15 protein-coding genes and 1 pseudogene are annotated in these 17,187 nt (G+C 38.4%); 4 read left to right on the forward strand and 12 right to left on the reverse strand.

Translation table 11 applies throughout. The features are described from left to right. The 10 genes from fabZ to NNJ85_RS01985 all read right to left on the reverse strand — a co-directional run bounded on the left by fabZ (position 1) and on the right by NNJ85_RS01985 (position 11,134). Entirely contained in the window at positions 1-468 is a 468-nt protein-coding gene (fabZ, locus tag NNJ85_RS01940) for a 3-hydroxyacyl-ACP dehydratase FabZ (protein ID WP_254473122.1), read from the reverse strand. A 1-nt stretch (position 469) separates the two neighbouring features. Then, positions 470-1,516, reverse strand: coding sequence for a UDP-3-O-(3-hydroxymyristoyl)glucosamine N-acyltransferase (lpxD, locus tag NNJ85_RS01945; protein ID WP_254473124.1), 1,047 nt, complete (start codon positions 1,514-1,516; stop codon positions 470-472). Between the two features lie 66 nt (positions 1,517-1,582). Then, the gene (gene bamA, locus NNJ85_RS01950; RefSeq protein ID WP_254473126.1) at positions 1,583-3,979 is read right to left on the reverse strand and encodes an outer membrane protein assembly factor BamA; all 2,397 of its coding nucleotides are present in this window, start codon (positions 3,977-3,979) and stop codon (positions 1,583-1,585) included. 203 nt (positions 3,980-4,182) lie between these two features. After that, complete coding sequence (gene rseP, locus NNJ85_RS01955) at positions 4,183-5,331, reverse strand: RIP metalloprotease RseP (protein WP_254473127.1); 1,149 nt, start codon at positions 5,329-5,331, stop codon at positions 4,183-4,185. A gap of 15 nt (positions 5,332-5,346) precedes the next feature. Continuing rightward, positions 5,347-6,162, reverse strand: coding sequence for a phosphatidate cytidylyltransferase (locus tag NNJ85_RS01960; RefSeq protein WP_254473128.1), 816 nt, complete (start codon positions 6,160-6,162; stop codon positions 5,347-5,349). 689 nt (positions 6,163-6,851) lie between these two features. After that, a complete protein-coding gene (gene frr / locus NNJ85_RS01965; RefSeq protein ID WP_005773638.1) occupies positions 6,852-7,412 on the reverse strand; it encodes a ribosome recycling factor in 561 nt (186 codons plus the stop codon). 37 nt (positions 7,413-7,449) lie between these two features. After that, entirely contained in the window at positions 7,450-8,169 is a 720-nt protein-coding gene (gene pyrH / locus NNJ85_RS01970; RefSeq protein WP_005773640.1) for a UMP kinase, read from the reverse strand. Positions 8,170-8,324: 155 nt separating this feature from the next. Further along, on the reverse strand, positions 8,325-9,248 hold the full coding sequence (tsf, locus tag NNJ85_RS01975) for a translation elongation factor Ts (protein ID WP_254473129.1): 924 nt from the start codon (positions 9,246-9,248) through the stop codon (positions 8,325-8,327). 102 nt (positions 9,249-9,350) lie between these two features. Continuing rightward, positions 9,351-10,130: a 30S ribosomal protein S2 gene (gene rpsB, locus NNJ85_RS01980; protein WP_254473130.1), complete on the reverse strand. Its 780-nt coding sequence runs from the start codon at positions 10,128-10,130 to the stop codon at positions 9,351-9,353. Between the two features lie 167 nt (positions 10,131-10,297). Continuing rightward, positions 10,298-11,134 (reverse strand): cell envelope integrity EipB family protein, encoded by an 837-nt coding sequence (locus NNJ85_RS01985; RefSeq protein WP_254473131.1) that lies wholly within the window; start codon positions 11,132-11,134, stop codon positions 10,298-10,300. Between the two features lie 145 nt (positions 11,135-11,279). Here NNJ85_RS01985 and NNJ85_RS01990 point away from each other — a divergent pair, with 145 nt between their 5' ends. Beyond that, a complete protein-coding gene (locus NNJ85_RS01990) occupies positions 11,280-11,741 on the forward strand; it encodes a RidA family protein (protein ID WP_254473132.1) in 462 nt (153 codons plus the stop codon). A gap of 134 nt (positions 11,742-11,875) precedes the next feature. Continuing rightward, on the forward strand, positions 11,876-12,298 hold the full coding sequence (locus NNJ85_RS01995; RefSeq protein WP_254473133.1) for an HIT family protein: 423 nt from the start codon (positions 11,876-11,878) through the stop codon (positions 12,296-12,298). A gap of 22 nt (positions 12,299-12,320) precedes the next feature. Here NNJ85_RS01995 and clpA read toward each other — a convergent pair whose 3' ends face one another. Further along, positions 12,321-14,672, reverse strand: coding sequence for an ATP-dependent Clp protease ATP-binding subunit ClpA (gene clpA, locus NNJ85_RS02000; RefSeq protein WP_254473134.1), 2,352 nt, complete (start codon positions 14,670-14,672; stop codon positions 12,321-12,323). A gap of 6 nt (positions 14,673-14,678) precedes the next feature. Continuing rightward, a pseudogene (gene clpS / locus NNJ85_RS02005) lies at positions 14,679-15,066 on the reverse strand (ATP-dependent Clp protease adapter ClpS). Positions 15,067-15,299: 233 nt separating this feature from the next. Here clpS and NNJ85_RS02010 point away from each other — a divergent pair. Beyond that, positions 15,300-16,649, forward strand: coding sequence for a D-alanyl-D-alanine carboxypeptidase (locus NNJ85_RS02010; protein ID WP_254473136.1), 1,350 nt, complete (start codon positions 15,300-15,302; stop codon positions 16,647-16,649). Between the two features lie 32 nt (positions 16,650-16,681). Beyond that, positions 16,682-16,960, forward strand: coding sequence for a hypothetical protein (locus NNJ85_RS02015; protein WP_139413146.1), 279 nt, complete (start codon positions 16,682-16,684; stop codon positions 16,958-16,960). The last annotated feature ends 227 nt before the right edge of the window (positions 16,961-17,187 follow it).

The following is a 17,187-nucleotide window of genomic DNA, read 5'->3' on the forward strand; positions in this document are numbered from 1 at the left end:
TTATTCTTCTTCAACAATCATCGCAGCAATTTCTGCCTCAGCGACGCGGACATCTTCTACTTTTGCAACACATGAAAAACGCCTCATACCAGATCTCTTTTTCAAAAGCTGAACATGAATTTTAAGCTGATCACCAGGCATAACCGGCTTACGAAATTTTGCATTATCAACCGTCATAAGGTAAACCAAATTTGTTTGCTTATTGCCTAAATTTAAAAGTGCTATTGCTCCGGCTGTTTGTGCCATAGCTTCTAAAATCAAAACCCCAGGCATAACAGGCTTTGCTGGAAAATGTCCCGTAAAATGTGGCTCGTTAATCGTTATATTTTTAATTCCAATCGCTTCTTGTTCACCATCAATATCAACGATACGATCGATCAATAAAAATGGATAACGGTGCGGTAATATTGAGAGCAATTTTTCAATATCAACAGCCTCTAAATCTCTAGTTCCTTTAGTGCTGATCATCTCAGCTTTTCTCCTTTTTAACTTTTCCCATACTGCGCAACGTTGCTACTTCACGAAACCATTGTTTAAATGGCCGTGCTGGACTCCCTCCCCATTTTTCACCATCCGGAATGTCATTCATAACGCCACTACGACCAGCAATCTGAACACATTTACCTATTACGATATGATCCGCTACCCCAACTCCCCCGCCAAGCTGAGACATATCCCCTATCGATGTACTTCCCGCAATTCCACATTGAGCGGCAATAAGGCAATAACGACCAATTTTTACATTGTGGGCAATTTGTACAAGATTATCAATCTTGCTTCCTTCTCCAATAACAGTATCTTGAAATGTTCCTCGATCAATCGTGGTATTCGCACCAATTTCCACACCATCCTCAATAATCACGCGACCAAGTTGTGGTATTTTCTCGATACCAGCTTTCCCCCCAACATAACCAAAACCATCTTGCCCAATGCAGACACCAGGATAAAGCTGAACCCTATCCCCTATTAAGGAACACTGAATGGTTACTTTAGGAGCAATATAGCAGTCACGTCCAATACGGCAATTTTCACCGATAACGGCTGTGGATGAAATAAGAGTTCCTGCACCAATCTCAACATTTCTTCCAATAACAGCTCCCGCTTCAATACACACATCATCGGCAAACTTAACCGTTGGATGAATATACGCATGCGGTGAAATCTCTTTCTGTCCAAACCAAGGCATTGGCTTGACAGAATCAGGAAATAGAATACGACCAATCTGAGCAAAATCACGCTGTGGTGTGGATGTCACCAAAATTGCCATTGTGTCAGGAACTTTAAAAACAATATCATTCGTACAAAAAACAGCAACAGCAGAACTGTCTCGTAGAGCATCAGAAAATTTCCGATGCTCCACAAAAACAAGAGAGCCTTCCACAGCACTGTCAAGCGAAGAAAGAGTATTGATAACTTTATGAGAAAACTCTGGATTAAGAAGCTTTGCACCCGTCAACTCAGCAACATTTGCAACTGTCAATTGCCGGGACGGCGTAAAAAAAAATGTATCCGCCATCAAAACACTTTCTCTCCCAGCTTAAGCTACTCTCTTCAAGCTTTTCCTTCTTAAAAAACGCTCAAATCAGAACTTCGTAGAAATACCAAAGTTCAATTGCTGCAAACGATCTCCCTCCTGCTTTGTTATTGGCCAAGCATAATCAAAACGCAAAGGACCAAACGGAGACTCCCACATCAAGCTCACACCTGCAGATGAACGCCAAGCACTTTTTGTATGGGTAACAGGTGGTTCACCCTTAAAAACGGCTTTATAATTATTGCCATAGAGCGTAGCAACATCGGCAAACAAAGCACCGCGCAATCCAAATCCTTCAGGCACAACAGGAATAGGAAACTGTACTTCAGCAGTTGCATTCATATATGTCGTTCCCCCTAAGAAATAAACTTCACCTTTACTGGAAACCTGTCGTGGACCTATTCCATTGTATTTGAAACCCCGGATCATATCCGTATTCGCTTTAAACATATCGAAAATACGAACACCTTCCTTGCCTATTTCGTGGATATAACCACCACCAAAGGAAAGTAAACCAACAATATCCCTTTGATCAGAAAGAGTCTTGTACATCATCGCCTTACCCGTGGTCTTCAAGAACTTTGCTCTCCCACCAAGTCCGGCATATTCCTGCAGAAGATGCACGTACCATCCATCATGGGGGGCTCTCATATCGTCAATCGTATTATAGGTTAAACCATAACTAATTGATGAACGTTTCCACGGGCTTTGCTTAGCTGCTTGAACAATCGCACCAGAATATTTCCCATATAATTCTATTATATCACTCTCTTTGTTGAAATCATACTCTCCACCAAAATCATATTCTTCCTGTACATAAGAATAAGCAACATTCGCAGATAATTGATTATTAATAGGCAACGAAAACCGTAGTGATCCCCCTGTCTGCCGTACATCATAGGCTTTATCAGCACGGTAAGTGCTACGAAAAACATCAACGCCAGCCGATAAACGGTACCCTAGGAAATAAGGATCAACAAATGATAAATTATAATTACGGGATTTTTCTTGCCCTGCCCCTAACCCCAAACGAACGTACTGACCACGCCCCCCAAGATTACGCTCAGTAACAGAAACTTCCAGCGACATACCAGGGCTTGTTCCCCCCGTTGTATAACCTCCAGAAAGAGAGAGATCTCCTGTTGAAGCTTCAACGACATCTATCACCAAAACAACCTGGTCAGATTGCTCAGTAGGAACCATTGAAATATTAACAGTTTTGAAGAAACCTAAATTTTCTAGACGACGTTTCGCCCGCTGCAATAAAGTTTGATTGTAAGCATCTCCTTCATTTAAATCAATCTCACGACGAATGACGTAATCACGCGTTTTCTCATTGCCACGTATATCAATACGCTGAATATATGCACGTGTACCTTGTTCAATATTATATAAGATTGAAATCGTATGATTTGCTAAATCACGATTTCCCCGTGGTTCAACTTTAGCAAAAGCATATCCTGAATCAGCAACCTTATTATTAATAATAGCAACAGACTGTTCAATATCTTCTGCACTATAAATATTACCTGGCTGAGTTTTAAGCTTGCCTTTCATAGATTGAACGTCAATTCCATCAACATCACTTTCAACCTGAATATCACTAATTTTATAGCGCGGACCTTCATCAAGAACGAAAGAAATTTTATACGTATTGCTTGCAGCATCAAAAGTCGCTTTAGAAGAGACAACACGAAAATCTGCATAACCACGATTATAATAAAAGCGCCGTAAAGCCTCTTCATCAGCAGCGAGGCGCTCTTCACTGTAAACATCGCCTCCCAACAACTTTGAAAAAATTCCTGAAGATTTTGTTGAAATCACATCACGCAACCGGCGACTTGCAAAGACAGTATTTCCCTTAAACGAGATATCACTAATCTTTGTTTTTTGTCCTTCAACAACATTAAATACCACATTAACACGCCCTTTTCCAAGGTTAATCGTTTGAACGTTAACAGTGATATTATTACGACCTAGCGTTTTATAAGCCTCACGAATTGTATTTATATCAGCAGAAAGCTTAGCAGAATTAAAAGGTTCATTTGGCTTTAAAGAAATAAACCGTTTAAGATCTGGGTCTTTAAAAGACTTATTTCCCTGAAATAATATTTGATTGACAACCTCATATTCTTTTACGAATACAATCAATTTATCACCCACTTGGTTTATTTTAACATCATAAAATAAACCTAACTCGAAAAGATTCTTCACAGCATGATCAACATCACCACTGGAAATCCCTTGTCCAACCTTAATACCCATATTGTCCCGAATCGCCTGAGAACTTACAAACTTACTCCCACGAACCTCAATAGAACGGACTACAGATGCTTGTATTTCTCCAACCGCAGCAATTGACATAAAAACCGTTGCTGGGGCAATCATCCCCATCTTTAACACCAACACAGATGCTGCATTTAAAAACTTTGAATTCGTAGTCATTGGTTTTTTTACCTTACTCTTGTTCCTTGGACATGATGCCTTAAAAAGCTAACTGCCATAACAACCTTTTTACAGCGAGACTTTTCATCCCTTAATTACTCATTATAATGTACGACGCCACAATATTTTGCAGACATGGTAAACAACCTTCAATTTATTTTTGCTATTATTACCCAATTTACAAAGCGTTTTCCATAATTTAATTAGCTAAACCAACAAAAATAATCATTAAAGAAGACAAAAATCATAAAAAGCAGAAGAAGGGAAAAACCTAAACGAAAAAAAATTCCCTGAATTTTAGTGGATATTTTTCTCCCAGTAATGACTTCAATGACATGAAATAAAAGATGCCCACCATCAAGTGGCAGAATCGGAAAAAGGTTAATAAGCCCAACACTTACTGAAAGAAAAGCGGCCAAATTCAATAAAGAGATAAAACCTGTCTCGCTCACTTTCCAAGCAATTTTTACGGTTTTAGAAGGCCCACTTAGCCGACAACGATCTTCTTTGCCTCCGATTAAACGACTCATAAAAAGAACAGTTTGAGTGGCAATAAACTCCGTACGGTTTAAGGCTTCTCCTATAGCTGTTACAAAACCATAGCGAATATGTTTTATATAAGTTGGATCTAAACGTGGAGGATTATTTAAATCAACAGGAACACCTACACCGATCATAGCTCTTTGTGTTCGATTCCCAAATCCATCATCTCGCTCAATGACTTTGGGGGTGATGACAGTGGTAAACACGCGCCCCATGCGTTCTATTTTAAACTCTATCGGTTCTCTTCCATGAAAAGCTACATAATTCATCAAATCTTCAAAGCTTTCAACCCGTCGACCATCCATTTCAACAAAACGATCTCCTAATTCCAAACCGGACTGAATAGCAGGACTATCTTTTACCAAAGAACCAACAACGGGTTCAATGGCGACACGACCATAAATAAAGAAAAAAAACGTTAGAATAACGATAGTAAAAAGAGCATTGAAAAAAGGACCAGCAAAAACAGTTGCTGCTTTTTTCCAAGCATGTGCACTGGCAAATGAACCATCAATAATCGGAGATGATGGTGATAATAGCACCTCGTTTTTATCCTCCTCCCCAACAAATTTTACATACCCGCCTAAAGGGATAAGAGCTAAACGCCATTTCGTACCATGCTTATCTGTGTAACTGGCTATTTGTGGTCCAAATCCAAGTGAAAAAACTAACGCCTTAATACCACACCACCGCCCAATGAGATAATGCCCAAGTTCGTGCACAAAAATGATAATCATAATGATGAAAATAATACTCAAACTTCTTAAAAGAAAATCACCCATAGTGACCATATGATTTAAAAGTCCCAAAATATCTTCTCCCCATTAAATCATGCTAAAAAGATTAAAAGGTGCATCCATGCCAGACATCAATGAACCAATTAAATAAAGAAGACAAGTTGCTCCTACCAATCCATCCATACGATCCATAAAACCACCATGTCCAGGCAATAAAGAACTGGAGTCTTTAACAGAAAACCGTCTTTTAAGCCATGATTGTCCTAAATCACTCAATTGTGAAACAATTGACAAAACAAGTGTAAGGAGTGGCACAAAAAAACTTGCTGAATTTATATCAAAAAATCCAAAAGCAACCCATATACCACCGAAAACGCCGACAAATATACCACCAAGTGCTCCTGACCATGTTTTATTAGGAGAAAATTGTGGTGCTAATTTAGGCCCCCCTAATGCACGTCCGATAAAATATCCACCAATATCGGTTCCCCATACTATCGTAAATAAGAAAATAACGACTTGGAACCCCAACATCTCATGATCCCGTAAAAAGCATAAAGCCACAACAGGAAAAGATGCATATAAAAAACCACAAAAAACCCAACCACTGTTTTTTATAGATATAATAGCCAACACTGCAGCCAATACGATTAAAGCACAAAAAATCAATGAAGCAGATACATTCAACACTAAAAAAAAGCCAAAGAGCAAATAAAAAATACCTGCTAATATCTTTTGTAAAACACACCACTTCTCTTGAGTAATATTCATCCACTCATAAAGAATAAAACTGCCAATACACCATGCAAACAGAAAAAAAGTGATCCCTCCCAACCATGTTAGATACAAAGCAATAACGCCAAATACAAAAGCTGTTAGAACACGATAAACCAAATTAGACAAAACAACATCCAAACAATAAAAATAAAAAATACAAGCTCTAAAATTAATGCAAGAAAAACTTCCCTACCCAGTATTTTTATTTCATACTTGTGCAAATCTCTCTTATAATTTACCATCAATGATCCAATCTACCAAGATAGCGCTTATAAGACGAATAATCAATGAAAACAGATCAAAAATCTTCCTTATCTAGGTAATCTTAAAATAAGTTTCCAAAGATTTTCTCAAACATAAAATGAGAAAGTGGCTATCTACGCCCTACATAAATTAACTTAGAGGTTTTTTCGTATAAAAGAGCTGCTCTATTAACTCTTCATCATTAAAAAACGAATTACGCCCCATAACATCCGCTTGCCCCATCATCCTGCGCGCATGCTTTATAATAGATGCTAAGAGTAAGGAAATATTGTTTGTGCTATATTACCCCAACCCCATCTTAGAATATTTGAATCATCCCTCATAATGTTTCTCATCACATGGTTTAATAATGCCTCCAGTAAAGGGAAGACTTCACTCACAGATTAAAGAATAAAAGCATCAACTCTTTTAAATCAATCTTTCCCCTATCAAGATGATAAAATAGCCCCCTCCATCACACCTTGCTATCACAGCGCACATGACTCTCTGCTCTTATCCATAAAAATAATTTACACGCTGAGGGTGAAATATTTTTCCTAGCAAAAAAAGTCTTAAACGTGCATAATTTCGGATTCTTTCACGGCTAAAATTTTATCGATATCAGCAATGGTTTCATCTGTGAGTTTTTGAACTTTTTCGGATAAACTATGGGCTTCATCTTGTCCAATTTCACCATCTTTTTCTAACTTTTTCAAATTGTCCATACCATCACGACGAACATGACGTGTCGCAACACGCGCTTGCTCTGCATAGTGATGCGCAATTTTTACAAGTTCTTTACGGCGCTCTTCATTCAACTCAGGTAAAGGAATACGTAAATTCGTACCATCCGTTATAGGATTCAAACCAAGACCAGAATCGCGAATAGCACGCTCGACAGCTCCTACCATTGTTTTATCCCATACAGAAACAAAAAGCATCCGAGGTTCGGGAACAGAAATATTAGCAACCTGATTGATGTGTACAACAGAACCATAAGATTCAACGGTCAAAGGTTCTAATAAACTCGCCGATGCCCGCCCCGTCCGTAAGCCACCCAACTCATGTTTAAAAGCCGTAATAGCGCCATCCATGCGGCGTTTCAGATCATCCATAATTGATGCAACATTCATATTTCTGTCTCCTTCAATTGTCCTTTGAAGCTTACTCTTATTCCGATACCATTGTAAAGCGCCCTGTTCCATTCAAGACCTTAGCTAATCCGCCTTTTTCATGAATGGAATACACAATAATCGGTACATTATTCTCACGAGCTAAAGTAACCGCCGTTGAATCCATAACCGATAATCCCCATTGCAAAATTTCAACATGTGTTAACTGGTCAAAACGCTTAGCTGTAGGGTCTATTTTGGGATCGGCTGAATAAATACCATCGACTTGTGTTCCTTTAAGAAGAACATCCGCACCAATTTCTGCTGCACGTAAAGTGGCAGCAGAATCAGTGGTAAAAAATGGATTTCCGGTACCACCCGCAAAAATAACAACTTTTCCCTGATTCATATACGCTATTGCTTTACGTTGCGAAAAACTTTCACAAATTTGTGGCATAGCAATCGCAGAGAGTACAACAGTTTCAACGCCTAATTTTGTCAATGATGTTCGCAATGCTAAAGAATTAATAGCCGTTGCAAGCATTCCCATATGATCACCTGTCACGCGATCCCCACCATGCGAAGCAACAGCAACACCGCGAAAAATATTTCCCCCACCGATAACAACCGCCACTTCTATCCCCATTGCGCGCACTTCTGCAATATCAGCAGCAATACGATCGACAACAGAAACATCAATACCAAAACTCTGTCCCCCCATAAGAGCTTCACCAGAAGCCTTTAAAAGAATACGTTTATACGGAAGTGCTAATGCCATTCATAATCTCCCCAAAAGCACATTGTCTTTTTGCTTTTGACACCACGAAGGGCACCACTTTTTTCACGTGACGCCCTCTTAACAATCACATCGTTTCCATTAGAGGCTCTAAAACCAATGAGGATTTTAAATCTCTGATCAAGAATTTGCAATAACTAGCCTTTTGCTGCGGCCGCAACTTCTGCAGCAAAATCAGACTCCTCTTTTTCTACACCTTCACCAAGTGCAAAACGAACAAAGCCTGTGATTTTTGCTGGAGAACCTATTGATTTCTCAGCGTCCTTTAAAGCAGCCTCAACAGTCATATCAGGATTCATAACAAAAGCTTGAGACAGCAAAACAACCTCTTCAAAAAACTTACGCATACGTCCTTCTACCATTTTTTCAATGATATTTTCAGGTTTTCCAGACTGACGTGCTTGATCCGAAAAAATTGCTTTTTCACGCTCAATGGCACCAGTATCGACATCTTGTGCTGTAAGTGCTAACGGATTGGTCGCCGCAATATGCATTGCAACCTGCCGACCAAAAGCAAGAGCTGCTTCTTTATTTCCCGTTGTTTCAATTGCAACCAAAACACCAAGTTTTCCAAGCCCATCAGCCACACTATTGTGTATATAAGTCGCAACAACACCATTCTCAACAGACAATTTAACAGAACGACGAAACGTCATATTTTCGCCAATTGTACCAATTGCATCTTTAATTGCAAACTCTACAGTCTTATCAGAGCCTGGATAAAGAGAAACAGAAACAGATTCAACATCACCTGGCGTATCCAAAGCGGCAGTTGCTACTTTGCGCACAATGTCTTGGAATGCATCATTGCGTGCAACAAAATCTGTTTCAGAATTAATCTCAACCAAAACTGCATGTGAATCTTTTGATACGACTCCAATTAATCCCTCAGCTGCTGTACGACCAGCCTTTTTATCTGCTTTCGCTATTCCTTTTTTACGAAGCCAATCAACAGCAGCTCCCATATCACCATTGGTTTCTGCCAACGCTGCTTTACAGTCCATCATTCCAGCGCCAGATAATTCTCGAAGTTCTTTTACTTGTGCAGCAGTAACGCTCATATTTGCCTCTTCATTCTGTAACAGTGAAAGCGTGCAAATTTCCTCTGCACGCCTATAACTTTTTCTTTAGATAATAAAAGTACCTTAATTAGGCGTTTTATATTACTCAGAAACTGCCGAAACCGCATTTTCTTCCAAAATAGGCTCCATAGGTGCATCAACTTGAGCTCCTAAATCGACACCCATTGCACCTTGCTGACGAGCAATACCATCAAGAGCAGCACGCGCAAAAAGATCGCAATAAAGAGAAATCGCACGTGAAGCATCGTCATTCCCTGGTATAGGATGTGTTACATCATCAGGATCACAATTGGTATCAATAATAGCAATCACTGGAATGTTTAAACGTTTTGCTTCTTGGAGTGCAATATTTTCTTTATTTGTATCGATAACAAAGATAAGATCTGGGACAGAACCCATATCTTTAATACCACCAAGCGCACGATTAAGCTTTTCACGATCACGCTCAAGATTTAAACGTTCCTTTTTAGTAAAGCCTTGTGCTTCAGCAGCAAGAATTTTATCAAGCTTTCGCAAACGATGTATCGAATTGGAAATCGTTTTCCAATTCGTCAGCATACCGCCAAGCCAACGCGCATTAACATAATATTGGGCAGAACGATTTGCTGCATCAGCGATAATTTCAGATGCCTGCCGTTTTGTACCAACAAAGAGAATACGACCTCCACGCGCAACAGTGTCTGAAACAAGTTTAAGCGCTTGATGTAAAAGTGGAACGGTTTGAGCAAGATCAATAATATGGATATTATTACGCTGACCATAAATATAGGGGGTCATTTTGGGATTCCAGCGATGAGTCTGGTGACCAAAATGCACACCTGCTTCTAAAAGCTGGTGCATAGTAAAATCGGGTAGTGCCATAAATCTTATCCTTTCCGGTTCAACCTCCGCGGAAAAAGCAGGAAAACCTACTACCGGCGGATGCTTGCTAGACTTTCCTCACAGATTATCTACAAACACCCAAACTCCGCGTGTGGAATAGCGCAAACATACTAATATTTGATTCTTTTTCAAGTTATTTTCTTCAATCATTTAATATTTACATTTTCACATTGATCAAGATCTTTTCCAAGTTCAAGGAATTCAAGACTGTTCAATTTTGCACGCACTGAAAAAGTTCCATAATCTATATGAAGATCACGCATGACACCATTCTCATGTAAGAGAAAACTGCTCTGATAAACTGGCAAACCATCTTTATTTTCACCATCATCAAAATAAGAGATTGTAATAGGCCAATATTCTTCTTCATCCAATTTTTTCATTTTTTCCGTCTCGCTATCAGATAAAAGCGCTTTCTTTTCCCCGATGACGATACTTTCTTTTATAACTTTATCCGCTTTATTTGTCCCATCAAACACAGTAACATTATAAAAATGATCCCCCGCTTTTGCATGGCGAATAATATTCTTTAATTGCATTATTGGGAATTCAGCCATTGCAAGCTTATACTCTTTTTCCTTTGGCTTTTTTAAGGTAACTGTAATACCATTTCCTGTCCGCTCAGCGACCCCTTCAGCACGATGCGCAACCTCTTCTCCTTCTTGATCGGTAACATTAAAACGAAACGTACGGCTATCTCCTGTTTCATAACTCGTCGTCTGTTGATCCGTTAAACGGACCGGCATATCTTCAATATGAAGACGGCTAATGAAACGAAAACGTGTGCTATAGCCTTGGCATGCCGAACCAGTAAGCTCATAAACCATTCGCCCTGACATCCCAGAAATTGTCATTTCATGAGAAACATTATCGAGCTGAAAATCATAAATTGCTCGATGAGGCACAATAAAAATAGGCTCTTCAGCTTTCGCCGTACAGAAAAAAACAACATATAAGATTATTGTAAATAATGCTCTAATCATTCCCAACTTCCAAACTTTATTCCCGTTCCATAACATCATACAATAAGGCAAAAAAAGCTAATTTCTCAATTAACCACACATTTCCTTCAATAAAAAAATAGGTTATGCAATGATATGTTTATAGAATAGCTATGGAGTTTAAATTATGACCAATGTAATTGAAAGAAACTTAGAAAAGTTCGGAATCACTCTTCCTGTAGCAACGCAACCCCTTGCCAATTACACCACAACTTCACAAAGTGGCAATCAACTCTTTATTTCTGGACAGCTCCCTCTTATGAATGGAAAACCTATAGCCATCGGTAAAGTTGGGAGCACTGTAAGTACTGAACAAGCTAAACAAGCATCTGAAGCTTGTGCTCTTAATATTCTCGCTCAACTCAAAGCAACTCTGGATAACCTCGATAGAATAAAACGCGTGGTAAAAATTACTGTTTTTGTGGCTGTTGATTCCCATTTTACCGATATCCCTTTTGTTGCCAATGGAGCTTCTGATTTATTTGTCAATATTCTTGGTGAAATTGGGAAACACGCCCGTTCTGCTATTGGTGTTGCTTCTCTCCCTATGGATGTTCCTGTAGAAGTTGAAGCCATCATAGAAATCTAAATCTTCATTAAAAACAGTGCGTTCCTTAAAGATCACTGAAGTCGAAATATTTTTTTATCTTACACTCTGATAAACCTTGCACTTTTCCGTTTTGACATTAAAATTCCACCCTTACAATAAAAGGAAATATTCATATGAAACAAGCTTATGACAATAACAATATTTTCGCTAAATTAATTCGTAATGAAATCCCTTCTGTTCGCGTTTACGAAGATGATGATGTTATTGGATTCATGGATATCATGCCACAAGCACCAGGTCATACACTGGTCATTCCTAAAAAAGGCTCTCGAAACTTACTTGATGCCGATACTGAAATATTATTTCCTGTTATTAAAGCTGTTCAAAAAATCGCTAATGCTGTCAAAAATGCCTTTCAAGCCGATGGCATAACGATCATGCAATTTAATGAAGCGGCTAGTCAACAAACCGTTTATCATCTCCATTTTCATATTATACCACGTATGGAAGGAATAGAACTTACCCCTCATAATGGAGTGATAACACCTACAGAAATACTTGAAGAGAATGCCAAAAAAATTCGTGCTGCCCTATGATAGGCCCTTTTGTAGCGTGTTCTTAAGATGTTGCACTTTTCTTTCCTACAGTTTTTTTATTAAAATTTTTCGTTTTACTTTTCTTTGAGCCAACAGATAGATTAGAAGAGGAAATTTCTAACTGTAATCTTTCTTTTTCGCCATTTGACTTTTGTGTCAATACGCGGACAATGCCACCATTGCGTAACTTTCCAAATAAAATTTCATCCGCTAATGGCTTTTTAATATATTCTTGTATAACACGTCCTAAGGGGCGTGCTCCCATCTGAGAATCATATCCTTTATTGGAAAGCCATAAAGTTGCAGAAGGGCTTAATTCAAAACAGATTCCCCGATCAGCTAATTGTGCTTCAAGCTGAAAAATAAATTTTTGCACGATCTGATTGATACTTAAGTGAGATAAAGGTGCAAACGGAATAATTGCATCTAATCGATTACGAAATTCTGGTATAAATAACCGATTGATTGCCTCTATATCCTCACCATCACGATGGACTTTCCCAAATCCAATCGCTGATTTTGCCATATCTGAAGCACCAGCATTGGTTGTCATAATCAAAATAATATTGCGGAAATCAATTTTCTTGCCATTATGGTCTGTTAATCGACCATAATCCATGACCTGCAATAAAACATTAAATAACTCTGGGTGGGCTTTCTCAATCTCATCGAGCAATAAGACTGCGTGAGGTTTCTGATCAACAGCATCTGTAAGGAGACCTCCTTGATCAAACCCTATGTAGCCTGGAGGAGCACCGATTAAGCGCGCTATCGTATGGCGTTCCATATATTCTGACATATCAAAACGTAAGAGCCCAATACCTAAAGATGATGCAAGCTGTTTTGCAACTTCAGTTTTTCCAACCCCAGTTGGTCCGGAAAATAAATAACTTCCTATTGGTTTATCTGGTTCGCGTAAACCTGCTCGCGCCAATTTTATGGATAACACTAAGGCGGAAATTGCCCGATCTTGCCCGTAAACAACATGCTTGAGTTCTCTCTCAAGTTTACTCAATATCTTCTGATCATTCCGCGAAACTGTTTTGGGTGGAATCCTTGCAATTGTCGCAACGGTCGCTTCAATTTCTTTAACACCGATAGTCTTTTTGCGCTGTTTTCGTGGCAACAGCTTTTGTGCTGCACCACTTTCATCAATAATATCAATTGCTTTGTCAGGCAATCTACGATCAACCATATAGCGTGAAGATAATTCTACGGATGCCTTCATCGCCTGATCTGTATATTTGATCTGATGAAAATCTTCAAAGTAGGGCTTCATCCCCTGCAAAATCTTAATCGCATCAGAAACAGAAGGTTCATTAATATCAATCTTCTGGAAACGGCGCTCTAAAGCACGATCCTGTTCAAAGAATTTTCGATATTCTCTGTAAGTTGTCGACCCAATACATCGCATAGTTCCAGAAGATAATGCAGGTTTTAAAAGATTTGCTGCATCCATATTTCCCCCTAATGTTGCCCCTGCTCCAATTAAGGTATGAATTTCATCAATAAATAAAATAGCATCTGGATATAGCTCAAACTCTTTAATAACTTGCTTTAATCGTTCTTCAAAATCACCGCGATAACGTGTACCAGCAACAAGTCCCCCCATATCAAGAGAAAAGATCGTTGTATTTGATAAAACTTCAGGTACTTGCCCATCAACAATACGCTTTGCTAATCCCTCAATGATAGCGGTTTTTCCTACTCCAGGATCACCAACCAAAAGCGGATTATTTTTTGATCTTCGACATAAAATTTGAATCATGCGTGAAATTTCTTTTTCGCGGCCAATTAATAAATCAATTTTCCCATTCCGCGCTTTACAATTGAGATCAATACAATAACCCGTTAAAGCATTCGTTACCCTTTCACCATTTTCTGAAATCTGCTGATCTAATTGCTCTTCAAGTCCTTCAAGTAACATGGATAATCCATCATCACGCGTAATACCATGTGAAATAAAACGGACAGCATCATAGCGTGTCATTCCCATCTCTTGAAGAAAATAGGCTGCATGGCTTTCACGTTCAGAAAAAATTGCAACAAGAACATTTGCCCCTGATACTTCATCTTTTCCAGCAGATTGAGCATGTATCACCGCACGTTGGATGACACGCTGGAAAAAAGCTGTAGGCTTTGTATCTTCATCTGCTCTAATCTGTTCATCTAAGTCTGAGCGAAGATAATTGGTTAAGCGCTCACGCAATTCCTCCACATCTACTTGGCATGCTTGAATAACGGAATTTGCATCGGCATCATCTAATAGTGCAAGGAGAAGATGTTCTAATGTTGCATATTCATGTCGCGCTTGAGTGGCAATTGTTAATGCACGATGCAAAACCTCTTCAAGACTAGGTGTAAAAGATGGCATAATTCCTCACTTCCATTCCATTACACATTGTAACGGATGTTCATTTTGACGTGCACACTCCCTCACTTGTACAATTTTCATTTCAGCAACTTCATAAGTATAAGTCCCGCATTCGCCTATACCCATTGTGATGAACATTTAACATAATCCGCATTGCCTCTTCGAAACTTTTTTTAAAAAAGTTCTTCAAAACGAAAACAACAAAATCCATAGGTGTGTAATCATCATTCAGTAAAAGAACGCGATATAATTTAGGTTTTTGGAGTTTTGCTTTAGCTTTAGGTATTATAATCGCACTATGCTTACCTTCATCCCAATTCTTGCCCTTTTCATTATGCATAATCTCATTATGCATAACATGAGGTGTAGAGTTTATTATGAGTATTTGTCCCATTATCATTTTCCATGCAGCATATTTTTTATTAATTTTAAGTGCTTTCACAACTATTGCAATACCTCTTTCGTATGAGAAAAGACTTTCCTCCTATGGTTAGATTGAAGTCACTTATAAAATAACTCTCTGTAAATAAATTAGTAATACCATTCGTCTAAACTGCTTAAACACGTTACGGAAAGCGAAGCTTTATAGAAGTTTTTCAGAGTAAATGGAGAAATAGGATACTGCAAGTGTATATTAATGAGCAAAAAATTATGCGCTGCTATAAAAAAATAGCAATTTCTTTCGTTATGTTAGCTTTTTCTTACTGTTGGGCATCAGCAACACCTCAAGGAGCCTATCCTGATAAGTATGCGGCTATTGTTATAGATGCAACGACCGGAAAAACTCTCTTTCAAGCTAATGCAACACTGAAACGTTATCCTGCTTCTTTAACAAAAATGATGACATTGTACCTCCTGTTTGAAGCTATGCAGATGCGTCGAGTGACACCCAATACACCAATTCCTGTTTCACATTATGCAGCAATGCGTCCACCGACAAAAATTGGATTTAAAGCAGGCCAAACAATTTCTGCAGAAGCAGCTGCTAAAGCACTCATTACAAGATCTGCAAATGATGTTGCTACAGCCATCGCAGAATATCTTGGAGGGAGTGAAAAAAAATTCGCTCGAATGATGACAGAAAAAGCGCGTAAACTTGGCATGAAACATACACATTTTGCCAATGCTTCAGGACTTCCCGATGTGCACAATTATTCTACGGCACGAGATATTGCCACTTTATCATTAGCTCTCCGTAAGCATTTTCCAAAACAATATAAATTATTCAAAATAAAAAGCTTTACTTTCCGTGGACATACGATTAACAGCCACAATAAACTCGTTAAAATAATGAACGGTGTCGATGGAATTAAAACAGGGTACACACAAATGTCAGGTTCTAATTTAGCAACTTCGATGCGTCTTGAGGGACGCTCTATTGTCGCTGTTGTTATGGGAGGTAAATCATCTACTGCACGGGACGAGCACATGGCTAGCTTATTGAATCAATATTTTCCTAAAGCAAGCCAAATAAAAAATGCAGAACGTTTAATGGCTTCTGTACACTATCACTTACCCACTGGCGCAAAGACTCCTATACCGACCATTAAAGCTGATTCAAGTAATTTTGATGATGAAATTTCAACTATGTTGACAGCTTTTGCAGAACAACCTAAAAACTCCAATGTTGCGATAACGGCTGTAAATAGGGTCATTGTACCAATACCTAACCCTCAAAAAGCTATACCGGTTGAGACTCATAAAATTGTAAGCGCTTCTTTGTCCACAAATGCCGGATGGGCTATCCAAATTGGTTCTCTTCCTAGTAAAGAACAAGCAAACACTCTGCTTTTAAAAGCAAAAGATACAGCTTTTTCTACTTTAAAGAACGCCTCTTCACATATGCAACGGTTTGAAAAAAATGGGCAGCGTTATTACCGAGCCCGATTTACAGGATTTCAATCAAAAAAAGCAGCATTTGATGCTTGTTCTACATTAAAGAAAGCAAATTTTAACTGCTATACTGTAGCCTACTAAAAGTTTTTGAATTCTGCGTTAAGGATAGTATTATGACAGATAATGCTTTTGCTTCATTTCATGAAAAAGAAAAATTATTGAAGCAATCATATCTTCTTTCATTGCGTTCTCTTCACGATGCTGCAGAAAAACTTACTGGTTTAAAATATAATTCAACTGCATTAGATACACAATCCCTTGTTAATCTTCTCATTTGCCAAACAATGCGCAATCGCCGTCTCATGATGCCTCCTGTACGCATTCATTTGCGTGTTGCGAGTCAAACTGGTACTGTGCCTATTAAAATCCGTCTAGGAGCAACAAATATTTAACTCTACAAACTTTTTCTAAAAGAATTATTTTATTATTGCACCATTGTCTATAGTCTTAGAAAAACCTTTGATAGACATACTTCTTTATTAAGTCGTAGGAATTATATTTATGGCTTTTTCAATTATCCAATATCTTTAAGCTTCCAATCAAACTATCTTTTAAGAACACAAAGAATACCAAATATTTTTCTACTTTTTGATTTAATAGCAAAAATTGTCCTTGAAAT

The sequence above is a fragment of the Bartonella sp. B1098 genome (assembly GCF_944896145.1).
Lineage (GTDB): Bacteria > Pseudomonadota > Alphaproteobacteria > Rhizobiales > Rhizobiaceae > Bartonella.